12 protein-coding genes are annotated in these 16,345 nt (G+C 75.0%); 6 read left to right on the forward strand and 6 right to left on the reverse strand.

Translation table 11 applies throughout. From position 1 onward, the window contains the following. Positions 1 to 2: 2 nt before the first annotated feature. Positions 3 to 1,223 (reverse strand): ABC transporter substrate-binding protein, encoded by a 1,221-nt coding sequence (locus tag Q5761_RS10235; protein WP_318750533.1) that lies wholly within the window; start codon positions 1,221 to 1,223, stop codon positions 3 to 5. A 602-nt stretch (positions 1,224 to 1,825) separates the two neighbouring features. Here Q5761_RS10235 and Q5761_RS10240 point away from each other — a divergent pair. Then, positions 1,826 to 3,043, forward strand: coding sequence for an ABC transporter ATP-binding protein (locus Q5761_RS10240; protein ID WP_318750534.1), 1,218 nt, complete (start codon positions 1,826 to 1,828; stop codon positions 3,041 to 3,043). Positions 3,044 to 3,099: 56 nt separating this feature from the next. Here Q5761_RS10240 and Q5761_RS10245 read toward each other — a convergent pair whose 3' ends face one another. From Q5761_RS10245 to Q5761_RS10260, 4 genes are read right to left on the reverse strand one after another with little or no spacing between them, the layout of a single operon-like run. Next, positions 3,100 to 4,137 carry a YjbE family putative metal transport protein gene (locus tag Q5761_RS10245; protein ID WP_318750535.1) on the reverse strand — a complete coding sequence of 346 codons (1,038 nt, stop codon included), beginning with the start codon at positions 4,135 to 4,137 and terminating at the stop codon, positions 3,100 to 3,102. A gap of 3 nt (positions 4,138 to 4,140) precedes the next feature. Next, on the reverse strand, positions 4,141 to 4,707 hold the full coding sequence (locus Q5761_RS10250; protein WP_318750536.1) for an adenylyltransferase/cytidyltransferase family protein: 567 nt from the start codon (positions 4,705 to 4,707) through the stop codon (positions 4,141 to 4,143). Then, the gene (locus Q5761_RS10255) at positions 4,704 to 6,056 is read right to left on the reverse strand and encodes a bifunctional heptose 7-phosphate kinase/heptose 1-phosphate adenyltransferase (RefSeq protein ID WP_318750537.1); all 1,353 of its coding nucleotides are present in this window, start codon (positions 6,054 to 6,056) and stop codon (positions 4,704 to 4,706) included. Before Q5761_RS10255 ends, Q5761_RS10250 begins: the two co-directional genes overlap by 4 nt. Further along, the gene (locus Q5761_RS10260; protein WP_318750538.1) at positions 6,053 to 7,549 is read right to left on the reverse strand and encodes a glycosyltransferase family 9 protein; all 1,497 of its coding nucleotides are present in this window, start codon (positions 7,547 to 7,549) and stop codon (positions 6,053 to 6,055) included. Before Q5761_RS10260 ends, Q5761_RS10255 begins: the two co-directional genes overlap by 4 nt. An 822-nt stretch (positions 7,550 to 8,371) precedes the next feature. Here Q5761_RS10260 and Q5761_RS10265 point away from each other — a divergent pair. The 5 genes from Q5761_RS10265 to Q5761_RS10285 all read left to right on the forward strand — a co-directional run bounded on the left by Q5761_RS10265 (position 8,372) and on the right by Q5761_RS10285 (position 14,968). After that, positions 8,372 to 9,253, forward strand: coding sequence for a hypothetical protein (locus Q5761_RS10265; RefSeq protein ID WP_318750539.1), 882 nt, complete (start codon positions 8,372 to 8,374; stop codon positions 9,251 to 9,253). 676 nt (positions 9,254 to 9,929) lie between these two features. Further along, entirely contained in the window at positions 9,930 to 10,715 is a 786-nt protein-coding gene (locus Q5761_RS10270; RefSeq protein ID WP_243123592.1) for a DeoR/GlpR family DNA-binding transcription regulator, read from the forward strand. Between the two features lie 142 nt (positions 10,716 to 10,857). Continuing rightward, positions 10,858 to 12,342: a four-carbon acid sugar kinase family protein gene (locus Q5761_RS10275; protein WP_318750540.1), complete on the forward strand. Its 1,485-nt coding sequence runs from the start codon at positions 10,858 to 10,860 to the stop codon at positions 12,340 to 12,342. Beyond that, positions 12,339 to 13,439, forward strand: a complete 1,101-nt coding sequence (pdxA, locus tag Q5761_RS10280; protein WP_243123595.1) for a 4-hydroxythreonine-4-phosphate dehydrogenase PdxA — start codon at positions 12,339 to 12,341, stop codon at positions 13,437 to 13,439. The genes Q5761_RS10275 and pdxA overlap by 4 nt, the downstream gene beginning before the upstream one ends. Next, positions 13,439 to 14,968 (forward strand): GntP family permease, encoded by a 1,530-nt coding sequence (locus Q5761_RS10285; protein ID WP_413084509.1) that lies wholly within the window; start codon positions 13,439 to 13,441, stop codon positions 14,966 to 14,968. The genes pdxA and Q5761_RS10285 overlap by 1 nt, the downstream gene beginning before the upstream one ends. 323 nt (positions 14,969 to 15,291) lie before the next feature. Here the strand turns inward: Q5761_RS10285 and Q5761_RS10290 are convergent, their stop codons facing one another. Next, the gene (locus Q5761_RS10290) at positions 15,292 to 16,179 is read right to left on the reverse strand and encodes a hypothetical protein (RefSeq protein WP_135224287.1); all 888 of its coding nucleotides are present in this window, start codon (positions 16,177 to 16,179) and stop codon (positions 15,292 to 15,294) included. Between the last annotated feature and the right edge of the window lie 166 nt (positions 16,180 to 16,345).

Here is a 16,345-nt window from a genome sequence, read left to right on the forward strand (position 1 = left end):
CGCTACCTCCCGCGCTCCTGCTCAAGGCGCTCGAGTACCCCCTGCCACTGGTCGGGCTGGACCCACAGGAGCTTGAGCTGGTCCCAGAAGGTGCGCTGCCAGTCGCCGCCGATGGCGTCGTCCAGGTCGGGCAGCAGCTCCACGCCCTCCAGCAGCTCCGCCACCTGCCGGTCCACATCGGGATGCGCATCGGCGGGCACGTCGGTGCGGTTCGACAGCTTGCCGCCCTGCTTGGCGCGCAGCTCCATGCCCTCGCGCCCGATCAGGAAGGCCAGCAGCTCCTTGGCCTTGTCGACCCGCGGGCTGTGGCGCGGGATGAAGGCGTAGTCCGTCGCCGCCACCATGCCCTTCGTCCCCGGCAAGGGGAACACGCCCAGATCCGAGGGCTCGTCCACCATGCCGGTCAGCCAGTTGCCCATGAAGTAGAGGCCGTACTCGCCCTGCCACCAGAGCTCCGCCGCCTGGGTCCAGTCCATGGGATCGCTGAAGTGCTCCAGCGCCGGGACCAGGCGGTCGCGGAACACCGCCTGCACCTCGGGGTCGGTCCAGGCCACGCGCCCTTCGATCAGGCCGCGCTGCAGGTCGGGACCGCCGAAGGCGATGAGGAAGTGCTCCACCACGTCGGTCAGGGGCCAGCCGGTGCCGTCGCCGCTGACCACCGGGGCCTGGATGCCCTCGATCCGGTCCAGACGCTGGAGCAGGGCCATGAACTCCTCCCACGTCGTGGGCGGCTCGAGCCCGTGCTCGGCGAAGAACGACTTGCGGTACCAGAACCCCGGCTTGACGGTCAGGGCGTACGGCACGGCCACCACCTTGCCCTCGGCCTCCGCCGCCGGCATGCGGAAGGCGGAGGCCTCCGGCTCCCAGATGTCCTTGAGGTCGACGGCGTGATCGGCGTGCTCCTTGACCCACCAGTCCCACATGAAGATCACGTCGCCCGGCGCCGTGCCGGCCTCGAACTGCGCCGGCAGCACCTGGGCCAGATCCTCGGCGCGCTGGGTCTGGTAGCGGATCGTGACGCCAAGGCGCTTCTCCGCCTCTTGCAGCACGGGCAGGAACTGCTCCATCTCGGGACCCGCCCAGGGCCCGATGACCGTCAGTTCACCCCCGCCTTCCCCGGCGGCACCCTGCTGGTCGCCGGCGCCCGTACCACCCCGGCCGCAGGCCGTCACCAGGAGCGCGACCGCCGCCAGGATGGCCAGCCATCGCCAGATTCCCCGCATGTTACCACCTCCGGAGGGACTTGCCGAGGCGAAGGAGCACCCCCAGGTCCTTTTACCACAAGCGGGCGGGAAGGCCTCTTCGCCCGGGGGGCGCGTCGGCACGCGGGGGTCCGCGCCGGCGAGCCCGCGAGCTGACGGAATCCGCCGGAGGTCCCGGCCGCCGCGGGTCGTCGCAGCAGGAATCGCCGCCGTTCCGTGCGAATCCGTTCCGTGCGAATGTTGCGATGGTGTGAAGCGCAGGTTGCGCCGATCGCAAGCTGCGACCGAGCGCAACCATAGTATGGAGGCTGCGCTGTCCGTCATGCGGCACCCCCGTCGATCATGCGGCACCCCGTCCATGGGGGATGCCGCCGGGAGGGGGCTCTGGAATGCCCTCGGTCGGCGTCGGGCGCCGCGACGGTTACGGGCGCAAGGCGACAAGGTGAAGGGCGCAAGGCGTCAAGCCGGCACCCCTGTCCAGGCGCTTCGCTCCGTATCGGCTTCGGCTTCGTCGACGCGGCCGCGGGGGTGCACGGAGTCGACGCGATCGCTGGAGTGCGCGTAGCGCCTCGGCGGCGAACCCTTACGGCAAGACCGCTTGCCTGCAGATGGGGGATGGGTGGATGGCACGGGTCCAGCTGGTGGAGGTGACCAAGCGCTTCGGTTCCACCGTCGCCGTCGACCGGGTGTCGCTGGACATCGCCGACGGCGAGTTCCTGGTGCTGGTGGGACCCTCGGGCTGCGGCAAGTCCACGCTCCTGCGGCTGATCGCGGGACTCGAGGACGTGACCGAGGGCGAGATTTACATCGACGATCGCAACGTCAACGACGTCCCGCCCAAGGATCGGGACGTGGCCATGGTCTTCCAGAACTACGCCCTCTACCCGCACATGACCGTCTACGACAACATGGCCTTCGGGCTGCGCATGCGCAAGGTCCCGCGGGACGAGATCGACCGGCGCGTCCGCCAGGCGGCGGAGACGCTGGGCCTCACCCACCTCCTGAAGCGCCGGCCGGCCCAGCTCTCCGGCGGTCAGCGCCAGCGCGTGGCCCTGGGGCGCGCCATCGTCCGCGATCCGAAGGTGTTCTTGATGGACGAACCCCTCTCCAACCTGGACGCCCAGCTGCGCGTGCAGATGCGCACGGAGCTGGCTCGCTTGCACCAGCGCCTGGGCACCACCACGATCTACGTCACCCACGACCAGGTGGAGGCCATGACCCTGGGCGACCGCATCGCCGTGCTCCGCGACGGCAAGCTGCAGCAGGTGGCCACGCCCCACGAGATCTACGCGCGTCCGGCCAACGTGTTCGTCGCCTCCTTCATCGGCTCGCCGCCGATGAACTTCGTCCGGGGACAGGTGGAGAGCCGGGAGGACGGCGTCTGGTTCACCGGCGAGGGCCTGACGTGCCGGCTGGAGGGCGAGCTGGCGGAGGCGGCCGCCGCGTACCTGCGCACGGGCGACGGGTTCGGATCCTCGGACGGCGACCGTGCGGGCGCGTCCGGCCAAGGGCGTCGCGACGCCATCCTGGGCGTCCGACCGGAGCACGTCCAGGCCCGCCTTGCGGACGAGGGGTCCGTCGCCGGGACGGGGGCCTCCGGGGTCGCTGCCGGCCAGGGTCCGCACCTGGTGGCCACCGTGGAGGTGGTGGAACCGCTGGGGGCGGAGACGTACGTCTACGTCACGGCCGGGTCCCTGGCCCTCACGGTCCGGGTCGACCCCCGCATGGTGTTGCGGCCGGGCGATCGGCTCGCCCTGACGCTGGAGACCGGCCACCTGCACCTGTTCGACGCCGCCACCGAGGCGTCGGTCTGGCAGCTGGCCGCAGCGGTGCCGGCGTAAGCCCTCCTTGCCGGCCGCGGCCCCGCAGGGCTGCGGCCCTCCGGGCGTTGCCGGGGTCACGTTTCCTCCGGCCCTGCCCCGGGACGGGTCGGGTCGCCGACGGGATGGGCGGGCGGCGCGGTGGGTTGCGCCGCGTCCGCGGGCGCCGGTGCGGGGCGCCGCCCCGCGGCCGCCGGCCGGCCGTCGGCCGAGCCGGTGTCGCCGCGGGCGGGTTCGTCCGCACGGGAAGGGCCGCTGGAGCTGGAGCCACCGCGCGGGATGGTTCCGTCCACCCGTCCCGCAGGGCCGGACCGCCCTTCCGATGGCGTGTCGCCTGCGGCCGCGCCGGTCCGCTTCAGCGCCTCGTCCGCCGGCACGGGAGCCTTGCCCGCGGGCACAGGAGCCTCGCCTGTTCCCACGGAAGCTTGGCCTGTTGGTGCGGGAGCCTCGCCGCTCCGCACGCCCTCCAGGATCAGCAGACCTGCCAGCAGCAGGGTCACCAGGACGTGGGCGGTCAGGAGTACGCCTTCGGACACGCCGGCCAGCGCCTGGTGGACCACCCGGTCGTCCATCACCATCTCCACGGCGACCCACACCAGGATGGCGGCTCCGGCATAGACCAGCCACGGCCAGCGGTCCATCAGGCCGCTGAGGAGCGAGCTGCCCCAGACGATCAGGGGCACCGACAGCGCGAGGCCGGCGAGCAGGAGCCCCAGGTGGCCGCCTGAGACGCCCACCAGCGCCAGCACGTTGTCCAGGGACATCACCACGTCAGCCAGGATGATGGTCTGGACCGCCTCCCAGACGCTCCCGGCCGCGCGCACCTCCTCGGGACCGCCCCGGTCGTCGGTCACCAGCTTGCGGGCGATCCATAGCAGCAGAAGACCGCCCAGCGCCTGCAGGAGCGGGACGTGCAGCAACCAGGTGATGGCGGCCGCCAGCACCAGCCGCAGCGCCACGGCGCCGCCGGCGCCCAGCCAGATGGCCTGGCGGCGCAGCCGCCCCTGCAGCCGCCGCGCCGCCAGGGCGATGACCACCGCGTTGTCCCCGGCCAACAGCAGATCGACGAACACCAAGCCCAGGAACCGGGCAGCGGACTCCCAGCCCTCCGTCACCCCTCATGCCTCCTGTGGGGAACCGTCCGCCTGCGGGACGGGATGGGGAGAAGCCCTGCCACGCCCCTCGCCCGCGGCGCCTTGCGCCAGGGCCCGCGCCAGCAGCCCGGTGGTGGACAGGCCGGGTTCGGGCGGGACCAGCACCACCCGCGCCCCCACCTGGCGGGCCGGCTCGGCCTCGGGGAGGGTCTCGAGGCGGTAGTCGCCCCCTTTGACGTACCACTGCGGGCGCACCGCGCGGACGAGCCCGGCGGCGGTGTCCTCGGCGAAGACCACCACCCAGTCCACGCATTCCAGCGCCGCCACCAGCAGGGCTCGCTGGCGGGCCGGGACCACGGGCCGCCCGGGCCCCTTGAGCCGACGTACGCTGGCGTCGTCGTTGACCCCCACCACCAGGACGTCGCCCAGGGACCGGGCGTGCTCCAGGGTGCGCAGGTGGCCCACGTGGAGCCAGTCGAAGCAACCGTTGGTCAGGACCACCTGGGTCGCGGGCGGCAGGGCGTCCAGGTGCCGTCGCAGGGTGGCCAGGTCGACCACCTTCGTCGCGGCGGCCCGCGGGGCGGCGTTCATCCCGTGGCCCCTCCCGGCGCAGGGTGGGGCGTGCCGTGGGGGGCGTCCTGCAGCGGCCCGGCACCCGCGGCTGGGAGGGTCCCTGCATCGGCCGCCCCCACCCAGGCTTTCCAGGCCTCTTCCAGCTCTGCGGCCGTGACCGGCTCGGTGCCCGCCTTGCGGACGGCGAGGCTGCCGGCCAGGTTGGCGAGACGCGCTGCGCCCACCACGTCGAGCCCCGATCCCAGGGCCAGTGCCAGCACGGCGGCCACGGTGTCACCGGCCCCGGTGACGTCGTAGACGGCGGCCGGTCGCACCGCGGGGATGGCGATGGGCACGCCGTCGCCCGGATCGACCAGCATGCCCTCCGGTCCGCGGGTCACCACCAGGGCGCCGAAGCGCCCCCGCCCGCGGACGACGGCGGCGGCGCGGCCCAGGTCGTCAGCCGCCAGCGGGCGACCCCACACCTCGGCCAGCTCCTCCACGTTGGGCGTGGCCAGGGTGGCGCCGCGGAAGGCCAGCAGGCGGTGGCGGGAATCGACCACCACGGGTCGGCCCCGTGCCCACCGCGCCAGGCGCGGCCAGAGGCGGGGCGCCAGGTCGCTCAGGCCGTAGTCCGCCACCACCACCGCATCCGCCGCGCGCACCGCCTCGCGCAGAGACCGGGCGAAGGCGGCCCAGGCGGCGTCCTCGGGGTCGGTGCCCGCGCCCTGGGGCGGGACCGACCCGGCCGCCCGGCCCGCGGAGGCGAGCCACGCCCCGAGCCCGAAGCCGGCTCCCGCCCGCTGCGGCAGCACGTCGAGGCGGAGGACCTGCTGGGCCGGCGCCGCCGGCGGTGCGGCGACGAAGCGAGCCTTGAGGGGCGTCTGCCATCCCCGGGGCACGGGGGCGGCCAGCACCTCGACGCCCGCGCGCCCCAGGGCATCGACCACGGCCCGTCCCCACGGGTCGTCGCCGAAGGGCCCCGCCAGGACCACCTGCCCGCCCAGGGCAGCCAGGCTGCGGGCGCAGTGGGCGGCGCCCCCCGGCATGATCTCCTGCCGGTCGTACTCCAGGATCAGCACGGGCGCCTCGCGCGAGATGCGCCGCGGCACCCCGTACACCCACAGGTCGGCCACCGGGTCGCCGACCACCAGCACGCGGCAGGGGTGGGCGCGGGTCCGCCAGACCGGGTATGGGGTGGAGCCGGCCTCCCGGGCACCGCCGCCCGCCGTGGCAGGCGCCGTCGCCACCCCCGACTCGGCCGGGCCGGCGGCACCGCCGGCCAGGGGTGCGGGTTGTCCCGGGTGACCCTGCCCGCCGTGGGCCGGCGGCGCCGACCGCCCGGCCCCGCCCGGTGCCACCGGCCGCTGACGGCGTACCCCCGTCATCCGCCGGCACCCCCGTCGCCGGCCGAACCACCGGTCGCCTCGGCGGCCGCCGGGCCAGGCGCCCCGGGCCGGCGGCCAGCGCCCAACAGCTCGCCGGCCGCCGCCGCCACCGCCTCCACGCCGATGGTGGCCATCGCCTCGCAGCGACACTCCGCCGCCTGCAGGTAGGCGAGGGGGCCGTTGAGCCAGCGCACGCAGCGGCGGCCCCGCAGGCATGGGCCCACCAGCACCCGGTGCCGCGGGTCGAGGGGAGCGAAGTGCCGCGGCTCGGAGGGGCCGAAGAGGGCCACCACCGGCGTGCCCACGGCGACGGCCATGTGCAGGGGGCCGCTGTCGTTGCCCACCATGAGGTCGACCCGCTCCAACACCGCCGCCGTCTCCAGGAGGGCCAGGCGTCCCGTCAGGTCCAGCAGCGGTGCCCGCTGGACCCGCTCCCGGATGGCCGCCGCCAGCGGCACGTCGCCGGGGCCGCCGACCAGGACCACCCGGGCGCCGTAACGCTCCGCCAGGCGGTCCGCCAGCAGGGCGAACCGATCCACGGGCCAGCGCTTGGCGGGGAAGTGGTCGGCACCCGGGTGCAGGGCCACCACGGGCCCGTCCCCCGGCAGGCCGGCCAGCAGCGCCGCGGCGCGGCCGCGTTCGTCCGGACCGGTGACCAGCTCCATCTCCAATCCACAGGGCGCGCAACCGAGGCGCGCCACCACCTGGAGGCAGTACTCGATGGCGTGGAGCTCCCGGTCGGGCGCGGTGCCGCCGAGGGCGGCCAGGCGGCGCCAGGGCCAGCGCCAGGCGCGCTCGGTCCCCCCGTCATCCGGCCGGCCGAAGCGCCGGCGCAGGTGGACGGAACGGCCCACCGGGGTCCCACCGAACTCTGCACCCCCACAGCCCTCCGTCGCCCCGCGTCCGTACCGAGCCCACCACCCCTGGACCGCCGCGACCGGACCCGGCCCTGCTGGCGGTCCGACGAGTCGCCAGCGACGGCCGCCCGCCACCGGCAGCCGTCCCAGGGACGCCCGCAAACCCGTCCGTCGGTCGGTGGATCGCGCCGCACCCCTGGCGGGGGGCAGCCGACCGGGACGGCGGAAGCGGCCGAGACCGTGGAAGCCCACCCGCACCCGGGCGCGGAAGAAGGGCGTCACCCAGCTGCCGAAGTGGGACAGGCCGACGCCGATGTCGAAGCGCCGGTCCAGCATCCGGACGGTGGACAGGGCCAGGTCCCAGGCGCCGGGGCAGGCCACCACCTCGTCCAGGTGCGGGTTGTGGCGCAACAGCGGCTCGTTCGCGGTCCAGCACAGCGCGGTGATGTGGGCGCGCGGGAAGTGCCGCCTCAGGGCACGCAGGGCCGGGGTGGCGAAGAGGGTGTCACCCAGCGGGCAAAGCAAAACGACCAGGATGTCGGGAGCCGCCCGGGTGCCGTCCGGTATCCCGTCGGCACCGGTGGCGTCCCGGGAGGATGCCTGCGAGGATGCCGGCAGCGTCCGGCGCCCCGTCATCGGTGGCACCTCCAGAGCGATGGCTCGTCCGCACGACGTCGGGCCGGGGGGAAGGATCCCACCCCGGCCAGGCGCTCCCTACCATTTTAGCAGGGTTGCCGCCCGGCCATTTTCGCAGGGTTGGCGGGTTGGCCCCCGGCCACCGCGACGAGCAGGTCGCCACCGGGGAGGGGGCCACTGGCGATGTCCCGCGGACCGGGGCCGGCTGCGACGGACGGCCGCCGCCGGTGCCGCGGGCGAAGGCGGCGGCGCCGCCCGTGGCCACGAAGGCCCCACCGCCAGCGCCGCCCCGCGCGTCTTGCCGTCGGGTGGCAGGCCCGTGCGCGGTTGGCGAGCTGGCGCTGGACGGACGAACCGCTGGACGGAGCGACACACGCTCCTGGACGGCACGACGCACGCTCCGGCTGCCGTCGCCGGTCGGGAGGCTGCACGCCGACCGGGGCAGGGTCGAATGGGGGAGGCTCTGCCGCTCTGGGGAAGGTTGGGGGGAAGAACGAACCGGCTCGCAGCACGGACCGGACCCCGTGAGGCACCCCGCGTTGCGGGTGAGGGCCGGGGGCGGGGCGGCCCGCCGGGTGTCCGGGCGGCCCCGCCCCGAGCTCCATGTCCCATGATAGGCGGGCTCGCGCCGTCCAGCCACGGATCGGCGGCAAAGGGTGGCCCGGCGCCGGCCAGCGGCCGGCACCAGGGGGTCAGCGGCGGGCGGCACCGGCGCCCCGGGACCCGGGGCCCATCGAATCGATGGCGATGCCCTGTGCGATCGCCGCGGCCCGGCGGCGCAGACTGGAGACGGCGCACCCTAGACGGAGAGGAGCGGTGGGCATGGCCGGAGCGGTAGGCATGGCCGAGGGATCGCGAACGGACGCGACGGGCGGGTCGACGGCGTTCCGGCAGGCCGGCTGGCTCCTGCTGGTCGGCGGCGTCTTGGCGGCCGCCAGCACGGCCCTCCACCCGGTCACCCTGAACCCGCGCGATCCGGCGGCCGTGCTCGACGCGGTGCGCGCCAATTCGACGCGGTGGATCGCCGTCCACGTGACCCTCGGCGTCGGCGTCGCCGCGTGGTCGCTGGGGTGGTTCGCCGTCTACCAGGGGCTGCGGGACGCGGGCCGCGCCCGCTGGAGCGGGGCCGGCGCCATGCTGGCGGTGGCGGCGCTGGCCGTTTGGATCCCGCTGCTGGCCCTGGAGGCGGCGGGGCTACCGCTGATCGCCCGGGCCACGCCCCCGGGCCACAGTCCCCTGGGGTGGAACGCGGCCTGGCCGGCGACGCTGGCTGGCGGCTACGTGGCCACGGGGCTCTACTGGCTCGCCGGCATCGCGGCCGCGTGGGATCTGGCCGCGCCCCCGGCCGGCACCCCGGGGGGCGTCGCGACGTCCCCGGCTGCGGCCCCGGCGGGCTCCTCCCGCCCCGAGGCGGATGGCCCTGCGGGTGCCCGGCCGTTGCCGCCGGCCGCCGCCGGCGGCAACGGCCGGCGGGAGCCACGCCGGCAGGGGGCGGGGGGTCCCACCGTGCCCCTCGGGATCTCGCTGGCCGCGCTGCTGCCCGGCCTCCCGGGCATGGCCATCGCCTGGTTCATCCCGGCCGTCGCCGTGCCCGTGCTGCTGGCGACGCTGCTCCCGGGAGCCCTGTGGGCGCTGCTCCTCGCCTGGCGGATGGTCACGCGCCGCAGCGAGCCCCCCGGCGCGGTGCGGGGCCACCCGCGGTGAGGCGCCCTCCCCTGAACCATCACCATCTGATTCAGACAGCCGATCCGTGCGGATCGGCGGTGCCGGTCTTCCCTGGCCATGAGCCGGTGGCCGGCTCCCCGCTTCCTCTGGGAGCACCTGTACCTTTGGGAGTACCTGCCGGCCCGCAGGACTTCCGTCCCGTCCACGGGCGTTTTCCGTCTTCGGGCCACTCCCCGCACGCGCGGTTCTCAGCCGCGATCGGGCGGAAAGGGACCCCCGGGCAGGCACCCGATCGCCGACCGATCCCAGGTCGCCCCCCTCGGTACCGATCGCTCCGCCCCCAGCCTGGCCACCATCTCGCAGCCGGCAGCCACCCCATCCATTTCCGACTCGGAAGGGCAGACGCCCGGCAGGAACCCAGCCCCTGGGCAGCGAAAGAAACGAACACCAACGTACATTTTCGCATCTTATCGCACAGTCTATGTCACATGTACGCACAAATGCGGGCTGCAGCCTGGACACAGGCCGGGCGCCAAGGGGCCAACCCGAGGGCCCAGCCGGGGGTGCGGCCAGCAGGCCGCCCGAGGGCGACCGGCGGCGGACACCAACGGGACGCGCGGGACCGGCGGCGGGTCGGGGCCTGGTCTCGCGGTCGGTCGTGCACCCTGCGCGCGGCGATGCCGGCGGGGGTGACGGCTCGAGCGTCCAGGAGGCGGTGGGTCCGGTGCTCGCGGAAGAGCGGCGCCGTCAACTGCTGCAGTGGCTCGAGGAAGAGGGACGCATCCAGGTGACCGACGCCGCCCGACGGTTGGCCGTCTCGCCGATGACGGTGCGCCGCGACCTGGAACGGCTGGAGGCCGACGGGCTGCTGGTCCGTACCCGCGGCGGGGCGCTGCCGGTGGGCACCGCCACGCCCCGGGAGCTGCCCTACGCCTCCAAGCGCGCCCGGCAGGTCGAGGCGAAGCGCAAGATCGGCCGGCTGGCGGCGAGCCTGGTGCAAGCCGGGGAGACGGTGGTCCTCGATGCCGGTTCGACCACCCTGGAGATCGCCCGCCACCTGCCACCCCGGGTGGCGCTGAAGGTGGTCACCAACGACCTGCTCATCGCCCGGGAACTGGCGGACCGCGAGGACATCGACGTCTACGTGACCGGCGGGCTGGTGCGGCGGGGCGTCTACAGCCTGCAGGGACCCGAGACGGAGGCCTATCTGCGGGCGACCCACGTGGACCGCGCCTTCCTGGGCGCCGACGGCGTCGACGCCGTCTACGGCCTCTCGACCACCAACCGGCAAAAGGTCCCCGTCAAGCAGGCGATGCTCGCCGCCGCCGAGCACACCTACGTGGTCGCCGACCACACCAAGCTGGGCCGGCGCGCCTTCGCCCGGTTCGCAGCCGTCGGCGAAGTGGGCGCGTTGATCTGCGACGAGGAGGCCCGCACCGCGTGCCCGTCCCAGCTGGCAGCCCTGGAGGAGGCGGGACTCGCCATCCTGCTGGCGACGTGACGACGAGACCCGCCCGCGACGGGCATGACGGGCAGGGGGCGGCCACACCGGGGCGCCGAGCACCGGGTCGCTCGCGGCGGGGAGGGGAAGGCCTTGGAACCAGGCGCAGGAGGGCCAGCCCACCGGGCAAAGGAGGGCCAGCATGTTTGGGCTCGTGGCCGACGACGTGACGGGAGCCAACGCCACCGCGGCCCGGGTGGCGGCCCGGACCGGCATCCCAGGGCGGGTGGTGCTGGATCCTGGGACGTGGACGGCACCGGCGGCAACGGATGACGCAGACCCCCTTGCCGCCGCGGCGGACGCCGAGCCGTCCCTGCACGTGGTCCCCACCCACTCCCGGACGGTGGAACCGGCCGAGGCCCGCCGGCGCGTGCGCACCGCGTTCCTCGGCCTGCGCCGGCGAGGATGTCGACGCTTCGGCAAGCGCATCGACAGCACCCTGCGCGGCAACCTGGGCGCCGAACTGGCGGGGGCCCTCGATGCCCTCCCCGGCCACCTGGCCGTGGTGGTCGCGGCCTTCCCCGCCTCCGGCCGGGCCACCGTCGCGGGTCGCCTGCGGATCCACGGCGTCCCCCTCTTGGACACCGAGGCGGCCCGGGACCCCGTCACGCCCGTCACCGACGACGACGTGGCCCGGCTGCTGGTCGCCCAGAGCGGGCTCGACGTCCGGTATCTCCCGCCCGGGCCCGCCGGGTACGGCGACGACCTGCCGGAGCGGCTGGCGAGGCTGCACGGCGCAGGGGTCCGCGCCGTGGTCCTCGACGCCACCACCGACGACGACGTCGAGACCCTGGCTGCCCTGGTCGCCCGCGCACCCGTGCCCGTGCTGGCGGTGGATCCCGGTCCCTTCTTCGCCGCCTGGCTCGCCCACCAGCCCGAGGTGGGCGCAGCCGGGGCGGGGACGCGGACCCCTCCCGCCCCGGCGGCCGCGACCACCCCACCGCCGCTCCGGGAACGGGGCCCCTGGCTCGTGGTGGCGGGCAGCCTCACCACCCTGACGGACCGGCAGCTCGCCGCCCTCTGCCGCCGCTGGCCGGTGGCCCGTCTCCGTGCCCCGCTGGACCAGCTGCTGGCGGACCCGGAAGGCTGCGCCGCGACCCTGCTCCCGGCCGTGAACGCCGCCCTCGAGCGGTGGGGGCTGGCCGTCGTCGAGACGGATCGCCGGCAGGTGCTGGGCGGAACGCAGACCGGTGGGTCGGTGAGCGGTGGGGCCGCCCAGCGGGTGGCCCACGCCCTGGGACGGATGGCAGCCCAGCTGACGGAACGGCTGCCCCCGCTGGCCGGGCTCGTCCTGACGGGTGGCGACACCGCGGCGGCGGTGGCCACCGCCCTGGGGGCGGGCGGACTGCGCATCACCAGCGAGCTGGCGCCCCTGGTGGCGGGCGGCTCGTTGGAAGGCGGCCGCCGGTCGGGGCTCGCCGTGATCACCAAGGGCGGGCTGGTCGGCGACGACCATCTGCTCATCCGGCTCCTGGAGCACCGGGTGGGTCGCGCCGATCCCGCCACGGCCCCCTCCCACGCCGGGGAGGGCGCGGACCGGTCGGACCCGCGCGCGCGGGCCGGTTCATCCGACCCGGGGGCCGGGCCGGTCCCTGGGAGATTGACGACGGAGGTGCAAGGCCGGTGAAGGTGGAGCCTCGGGACCCGGCAGTGGATGCGGAGCGGCCGCTGGTGGCTGTCACGCTGGGCGATCCGGCCGGCATCGGACCGGAGATCGTGGTCAAGGCCTTGACGGACCCGGAGGTCTACCGGGTGCTGCGGCCCGTGGTCATCGGCGACCGGGGGGCGGTCGAGCGGGCCCGCGCCCTGGTGCCGGACGCCCCCGCCGTGCGCATGGTGGCAGACCCTGCCGAGGGTGCCTACGCACCCGGCACCCTGGATCTGGTCGACCTGGCCAACGTGCCGGCCGACCTCCCCCTGGGAAGGGTGCAGGCGGCGGCGGGGCGCGCCGCCTACCAGTTCATCGAGCGGGCGGTCGCCTGGGCCCTCGCCGGCAAGGTCGACGCCGTCGCCACGGCCCCGATCCACAAGGAGGCCCTGCGGGCGGCGGGCGTGCCCCACATCGGCCACACGGAGATCTTCGCGGAGCTGACGGGCTCGCCCGAGCCCCTGACGATGTTCGAGGTGGCGGGCATCCGCATCTTCTTCCTGACGCGTCACGTCGCCCTGCGGGACGCCCTGGACCTGATCCGCAAGGACCGGATCGTCGCCACCGCCCGCGCGGCGTTGGCCCACCTCCGCGCCCTGGGCCTCGCCGAACCGCGGCTGGCCGTGGCGGCGCTCAATCCTCATGCCGGCGACGGAGGTCTGTTGGGCCGGGAGGAGATCGACGAGATCGCGCCGGCGGTGGAGGCCCTCCGTCGGGAGGGGCATCGGGTCGCGGGTCCCGTACCGGCCGACTCCGTGTTCCACCTGGCGCGACAGGGGGCCTTCGACGCGGTGCTGTCGCTCTATCACGACCAGGGCCACATCGCCGCCAAGAGCATGGACTTCGAGGGCACCGTCAGCGTGACCCTCGGCCTGCCGTTCATCCGGACGTCGGTGGACCACGGCACCGCCTTCGACATCGCCGGCACCGGCAAGGCCAACGCCGTGAGCATGAAGCGGGCGATCCTGACGGCCGGTGAACTGGCCCGGCGGTGGGCGACCCATGGCAGCGCCGCCCGGGCTGCGGCCGGTTCGACCGCCGTTGGCCCTACGGCCACCGTCGAGAGGGGAGGGTGATGGCCATGCTGTCGGACGGAGCGCAGATGGTGCTGGGCCTGGTCGTCGGGGTTTCGGCCCTCATCCTGATGATCCTGCGGACGAAGATCCACACCTTCCTGGCGCTGATCGCCGCCGCAGCCCTGACGGGCCTGGTCGGTGGCATGGCGCCCGGCGACCTGGCCCAGGCCATCACTCAGGGGTTCGGCAACACCCTGGGCAGCATCGGCATCGTCATCGGCTTCGGCGTGATGCTCGGGCGGATCCTGGAGGTCACGGGCGCCGCCCAGCGCATGGCGCTGACCTTCCTGCAGCTGTTCGGCCGCGGACGCGAGGAGTGGGCCCTGGGTGCCACCGGGGCCGTGGTGTCGATCCCGATCTTCTGCGACTCCGGGTTCGTCATCCTCTCGCCCTTGGCCCGGGCCCTGGCCCGGGAGGCCGGCAAGCCGGCCCTGGGACTGGGCGTCGCGCTGGCAGCCGGCCTCATGGCGACCCACCACCTGGTTCCGCCCACGCCAGGTCCCCTGGCGGCGGCCGGCACCTTCGGGGTGGACCTCGGGCTGATGATCTTCTGGGGGCTGGTGATCGCCGTCCCCGTGTACCTCGTGACGATGCTGTACGCCCGCTGGCTGGGCCGCTGGGCAGCCACCCGGGGCATCACCCTGGAGGCCGGCCCGCGGCATGACCCCACCACCGCCGGGAGTGGGGCGCGAGCGCAGCACGGGGCTACCGCAGGGCCTTCCGCGGCCGGACCGGCGGGGCTGCCGCCCATCACCGGGGGCTCCGAGGTCAGCGCGGCCGTGAACCGCGGCACCCTGGCCGGCGGTGCGGCCGGGGCGGGAACCGCCGGCGCCGGGAGCCTCGGCGGGACAGGGGATCCGGCCGAGCTGCCCAGCGCTTGGCGTGCCTTCGCACCCATCGTGGTCCCCGTCCTGTTGATCTTCCTCAACACCACCCTGTCGGCGATGGGCGCCCAGGGACCGGTGGCGGCGTACCTGATCTTCCTGGGCAACCCCGTGATCGCCGTGGCCATCGGTCTCTTGCTGGCGGTGTACGGTCTGATGGGTCGCGCCTCGCGGGACGAGGTGCTGCAGCGCGTGGAGGAAGGGGTAGCTTCGGCCGGGATCATCATCCTGGTGACCGGCGCGGGAGGCGCGCTCGGCAACGTGCTGCGGGCCAGCGGCACAGGCGACTTCATCGCCCAGCAGATCGCCCAGATGCCGCTGCCGCCGCTGCTGCTGCCCTTCCTGGTCGCCACCCTCGTCCGCCTGGTCCAGGGGAGCGGCACCGTCGCCATGGTGACGGCCGCGTCCATCACCGCACCGATCCTGGCCTCCCTGGACGTGGCGCCGGTGATGGCGGCCCAGGCGGCGGCCGTGGGATCGATGGTGTTCTCGTACTTCAACGACAGCTACTTCTGGGTCATCAACCGCACCCTGGGCATCACCGACGTCAAGACCCAGCTCCTCACCTGGTCCGTGCCGTCGACCCTGGGCTGGCTCACCGGCTTGCTGGCGCTGCTGGTGGTCAACGGCCTCCTGTTCTTCTGATCTGAGCATCCTGTTCCCCGGACGAACGGCGCCCGGCGCGGTCCCCGGTAGAACGGGCCGGCGGGGCGGGTCTCCCCCGGAGACCCGCCCCGCCGCATCCTGGGGTCACGCCGGCGGGCGTCCGGCGCCGGCAGCCCTCGGCCCATCCGGCGGCGACCCCCAGCCGGTTCCGGCCCCGACGCCGACGGGGGATCCGGCGAGCGCCCGCCCTGGCCAGGGGCTGGCGGCCGGCGGCTGGGGCGGCCGCCGGCAACCCACCCGCAGGCCACCGCGATCCCCGCGACCGGCCGGTGGCGTCGCCGCACGGTGGACGCCGCTTCCCCTCACACCCGCGCGTACGCAGAGGGCGTGGCGTAGGCGTGGTGGGTACCCGCCACCCGGGAGCCCGGGTGCTGGCCGTAGCCGGCCTGGTGATCGGCCGGGTGGGCGAAGGACGAACCGGCGTACCCGCCGCCCTGTCCCGCCGCCGTCGCCGCGGCCATCCCGGCGGGGGCGGCCACCCGGTTGGCCGGCGCCAGCCCCTGGGCCGCCACCGCCTGGCCCACCTGCACCAACTGGCCGAGCTTCTGCACGTATTCCTGCGCCGCCTGCGGGTCGATCCGCGGCGAGGCGTACACCTGGTGCTGCTCCAGCCAGCGGTAGTGGTCCATGGCCATCTGCAGGTGCTGGCCCGCCAGCTGGTAGAGGTAGGAGCGGGCCGGCTCCGCGCACTCGGTGGCCCCCCAGATGCACTGGACGGCGAAGGTCTTGCACATCCGCAGGCAGTCGGAGGCCAGGGCGATGTCCAGGGGCTGGGCCTGCACGCCCGCCGGGTGGAACTGATTCGTCCCGTGGATCGGCGGGTTCGTCCCGTAGCCGGCCGTCTGGGCCTGCCAGGTCGCCCCGGCGCCCGGGCCGGCCTGCCACTGGGCCTGGTACGGGCTTTGCCACGAAGCCGCTCCCTGCCACTGCCAGGTGCCGGCGGTCCCCTGGCCGTACGGATGGGCGGTCTGGCCGTACACGCCGGCATGCGCGCCGTAGGACCCTTCCTGTAGGAAGCTCATGAGCCGCTGGGCGGCCTGCTGGAACGCGCCGGCGTGCCGCTCGATGGTCTGCCGCAGCGAGGCGTCCTGGCAGGACGACGCCAGGGCGCGCAGCTTCGCGCCGGCCACCGCGTGGTCCCGGCAGAGCTCCCAGAGCTCGGCCGCCTGGTGTTGCGCCATCTGGGGCATGGGCACCCCTCCTCGCGGGATGTGACGTCTGCAGGCATGGCCTGCGGCCCGCGATCCTGCCGCGGCGGGGACGCCGCGCCAGCGGGCGGGCCCGCGCCCGCCGGGGCGCCGTCGCCCGCATCGCCCGGGGCGGCCGCCGCCGACGCAGCGCGCTCCGTCACCGGCC

It is taken from the genome of Thermaerobacter composti (genome assembly GCF_033582035.1).
Lineage (GTDB): Bacteria > Bacillota > Sulfobacillia > Thermaerobacterales > Thermaerobacteraceae > Thermaerobacter > Thermaerobacter composti.

What these genes read in the sequence shown, in the direction of transcription:
- Q5761_RS10235 (WP_318750533.1), bottom strand. Translation starts at nt 1,223, where the DNA reads ATGCGGGGAATCTGGCGATGGCTGGCCATCCTGGCGGCGGTCGCGCTC.
- Q5761_RS10240 (WP_318750534.1), top strand. Translation starts at nt 1,826, where the DNA reads ATGGCACGGGTCCAGCTGGTGGAGGTGACCAAGCGCTTCGGTTCCACC.
- Q5761_RS10250 (WP_318750536.1), bottom strand. Translation starts at nt 4,707, where the DNA reads ATGAACGCCGCCCCGCGGGCCGCCGCGACGAAGGTGGTCGACCTGGCC.
- Q5761_RS10255 (WP_318750537.1), bottom strand. Translation starts at nt 6,056, where the DNA reads ATGACGGGGGTACGCCGTCAGCGGCCGGTGGCACCGGGCGGGGCCGGG.
- Q5761_RS10260 (WP_318750538.1), bottom strand. Translation starts at nt 7,549, where the DNA reads ATGACGGGGCGCCGGACGCTGCCGGCATCCTCGCAGGCATCCTCCCGG.
- Q5761_RS10265 (WP_318750539.1), top strand. Translation starts at nt 8,372, where the DNA reads ATGGCCGGAGCGGTAGGCATGGCCGAGGGATCGCGAACGGACGCGACG.
- Q5761_RS10275 (WP_318750540.1), top strand. Translation starts at nt 10,858, where the DNA reads ATGTTTGGGCTCGTGGCCGACGACGTGACGGGAGCCAACGCCACCGCG.
- Q5761_RS10285 (WP_413084509.1), top strand. Translation starts at nt 13,439, where the DNA reads ATGGCCATGCTGTCGGACGGAGCGCAGATGGTGCTGGGCCTGGTCGTC.
- Q5761_RS10290 (WP_135224287.1), bottom strand. Translation starts at nt 16,179, where the DNA reads ATGCCCCAGATGGCGCAACACCAGGCGGCCGAGCTCTGGGAGCTCTGC.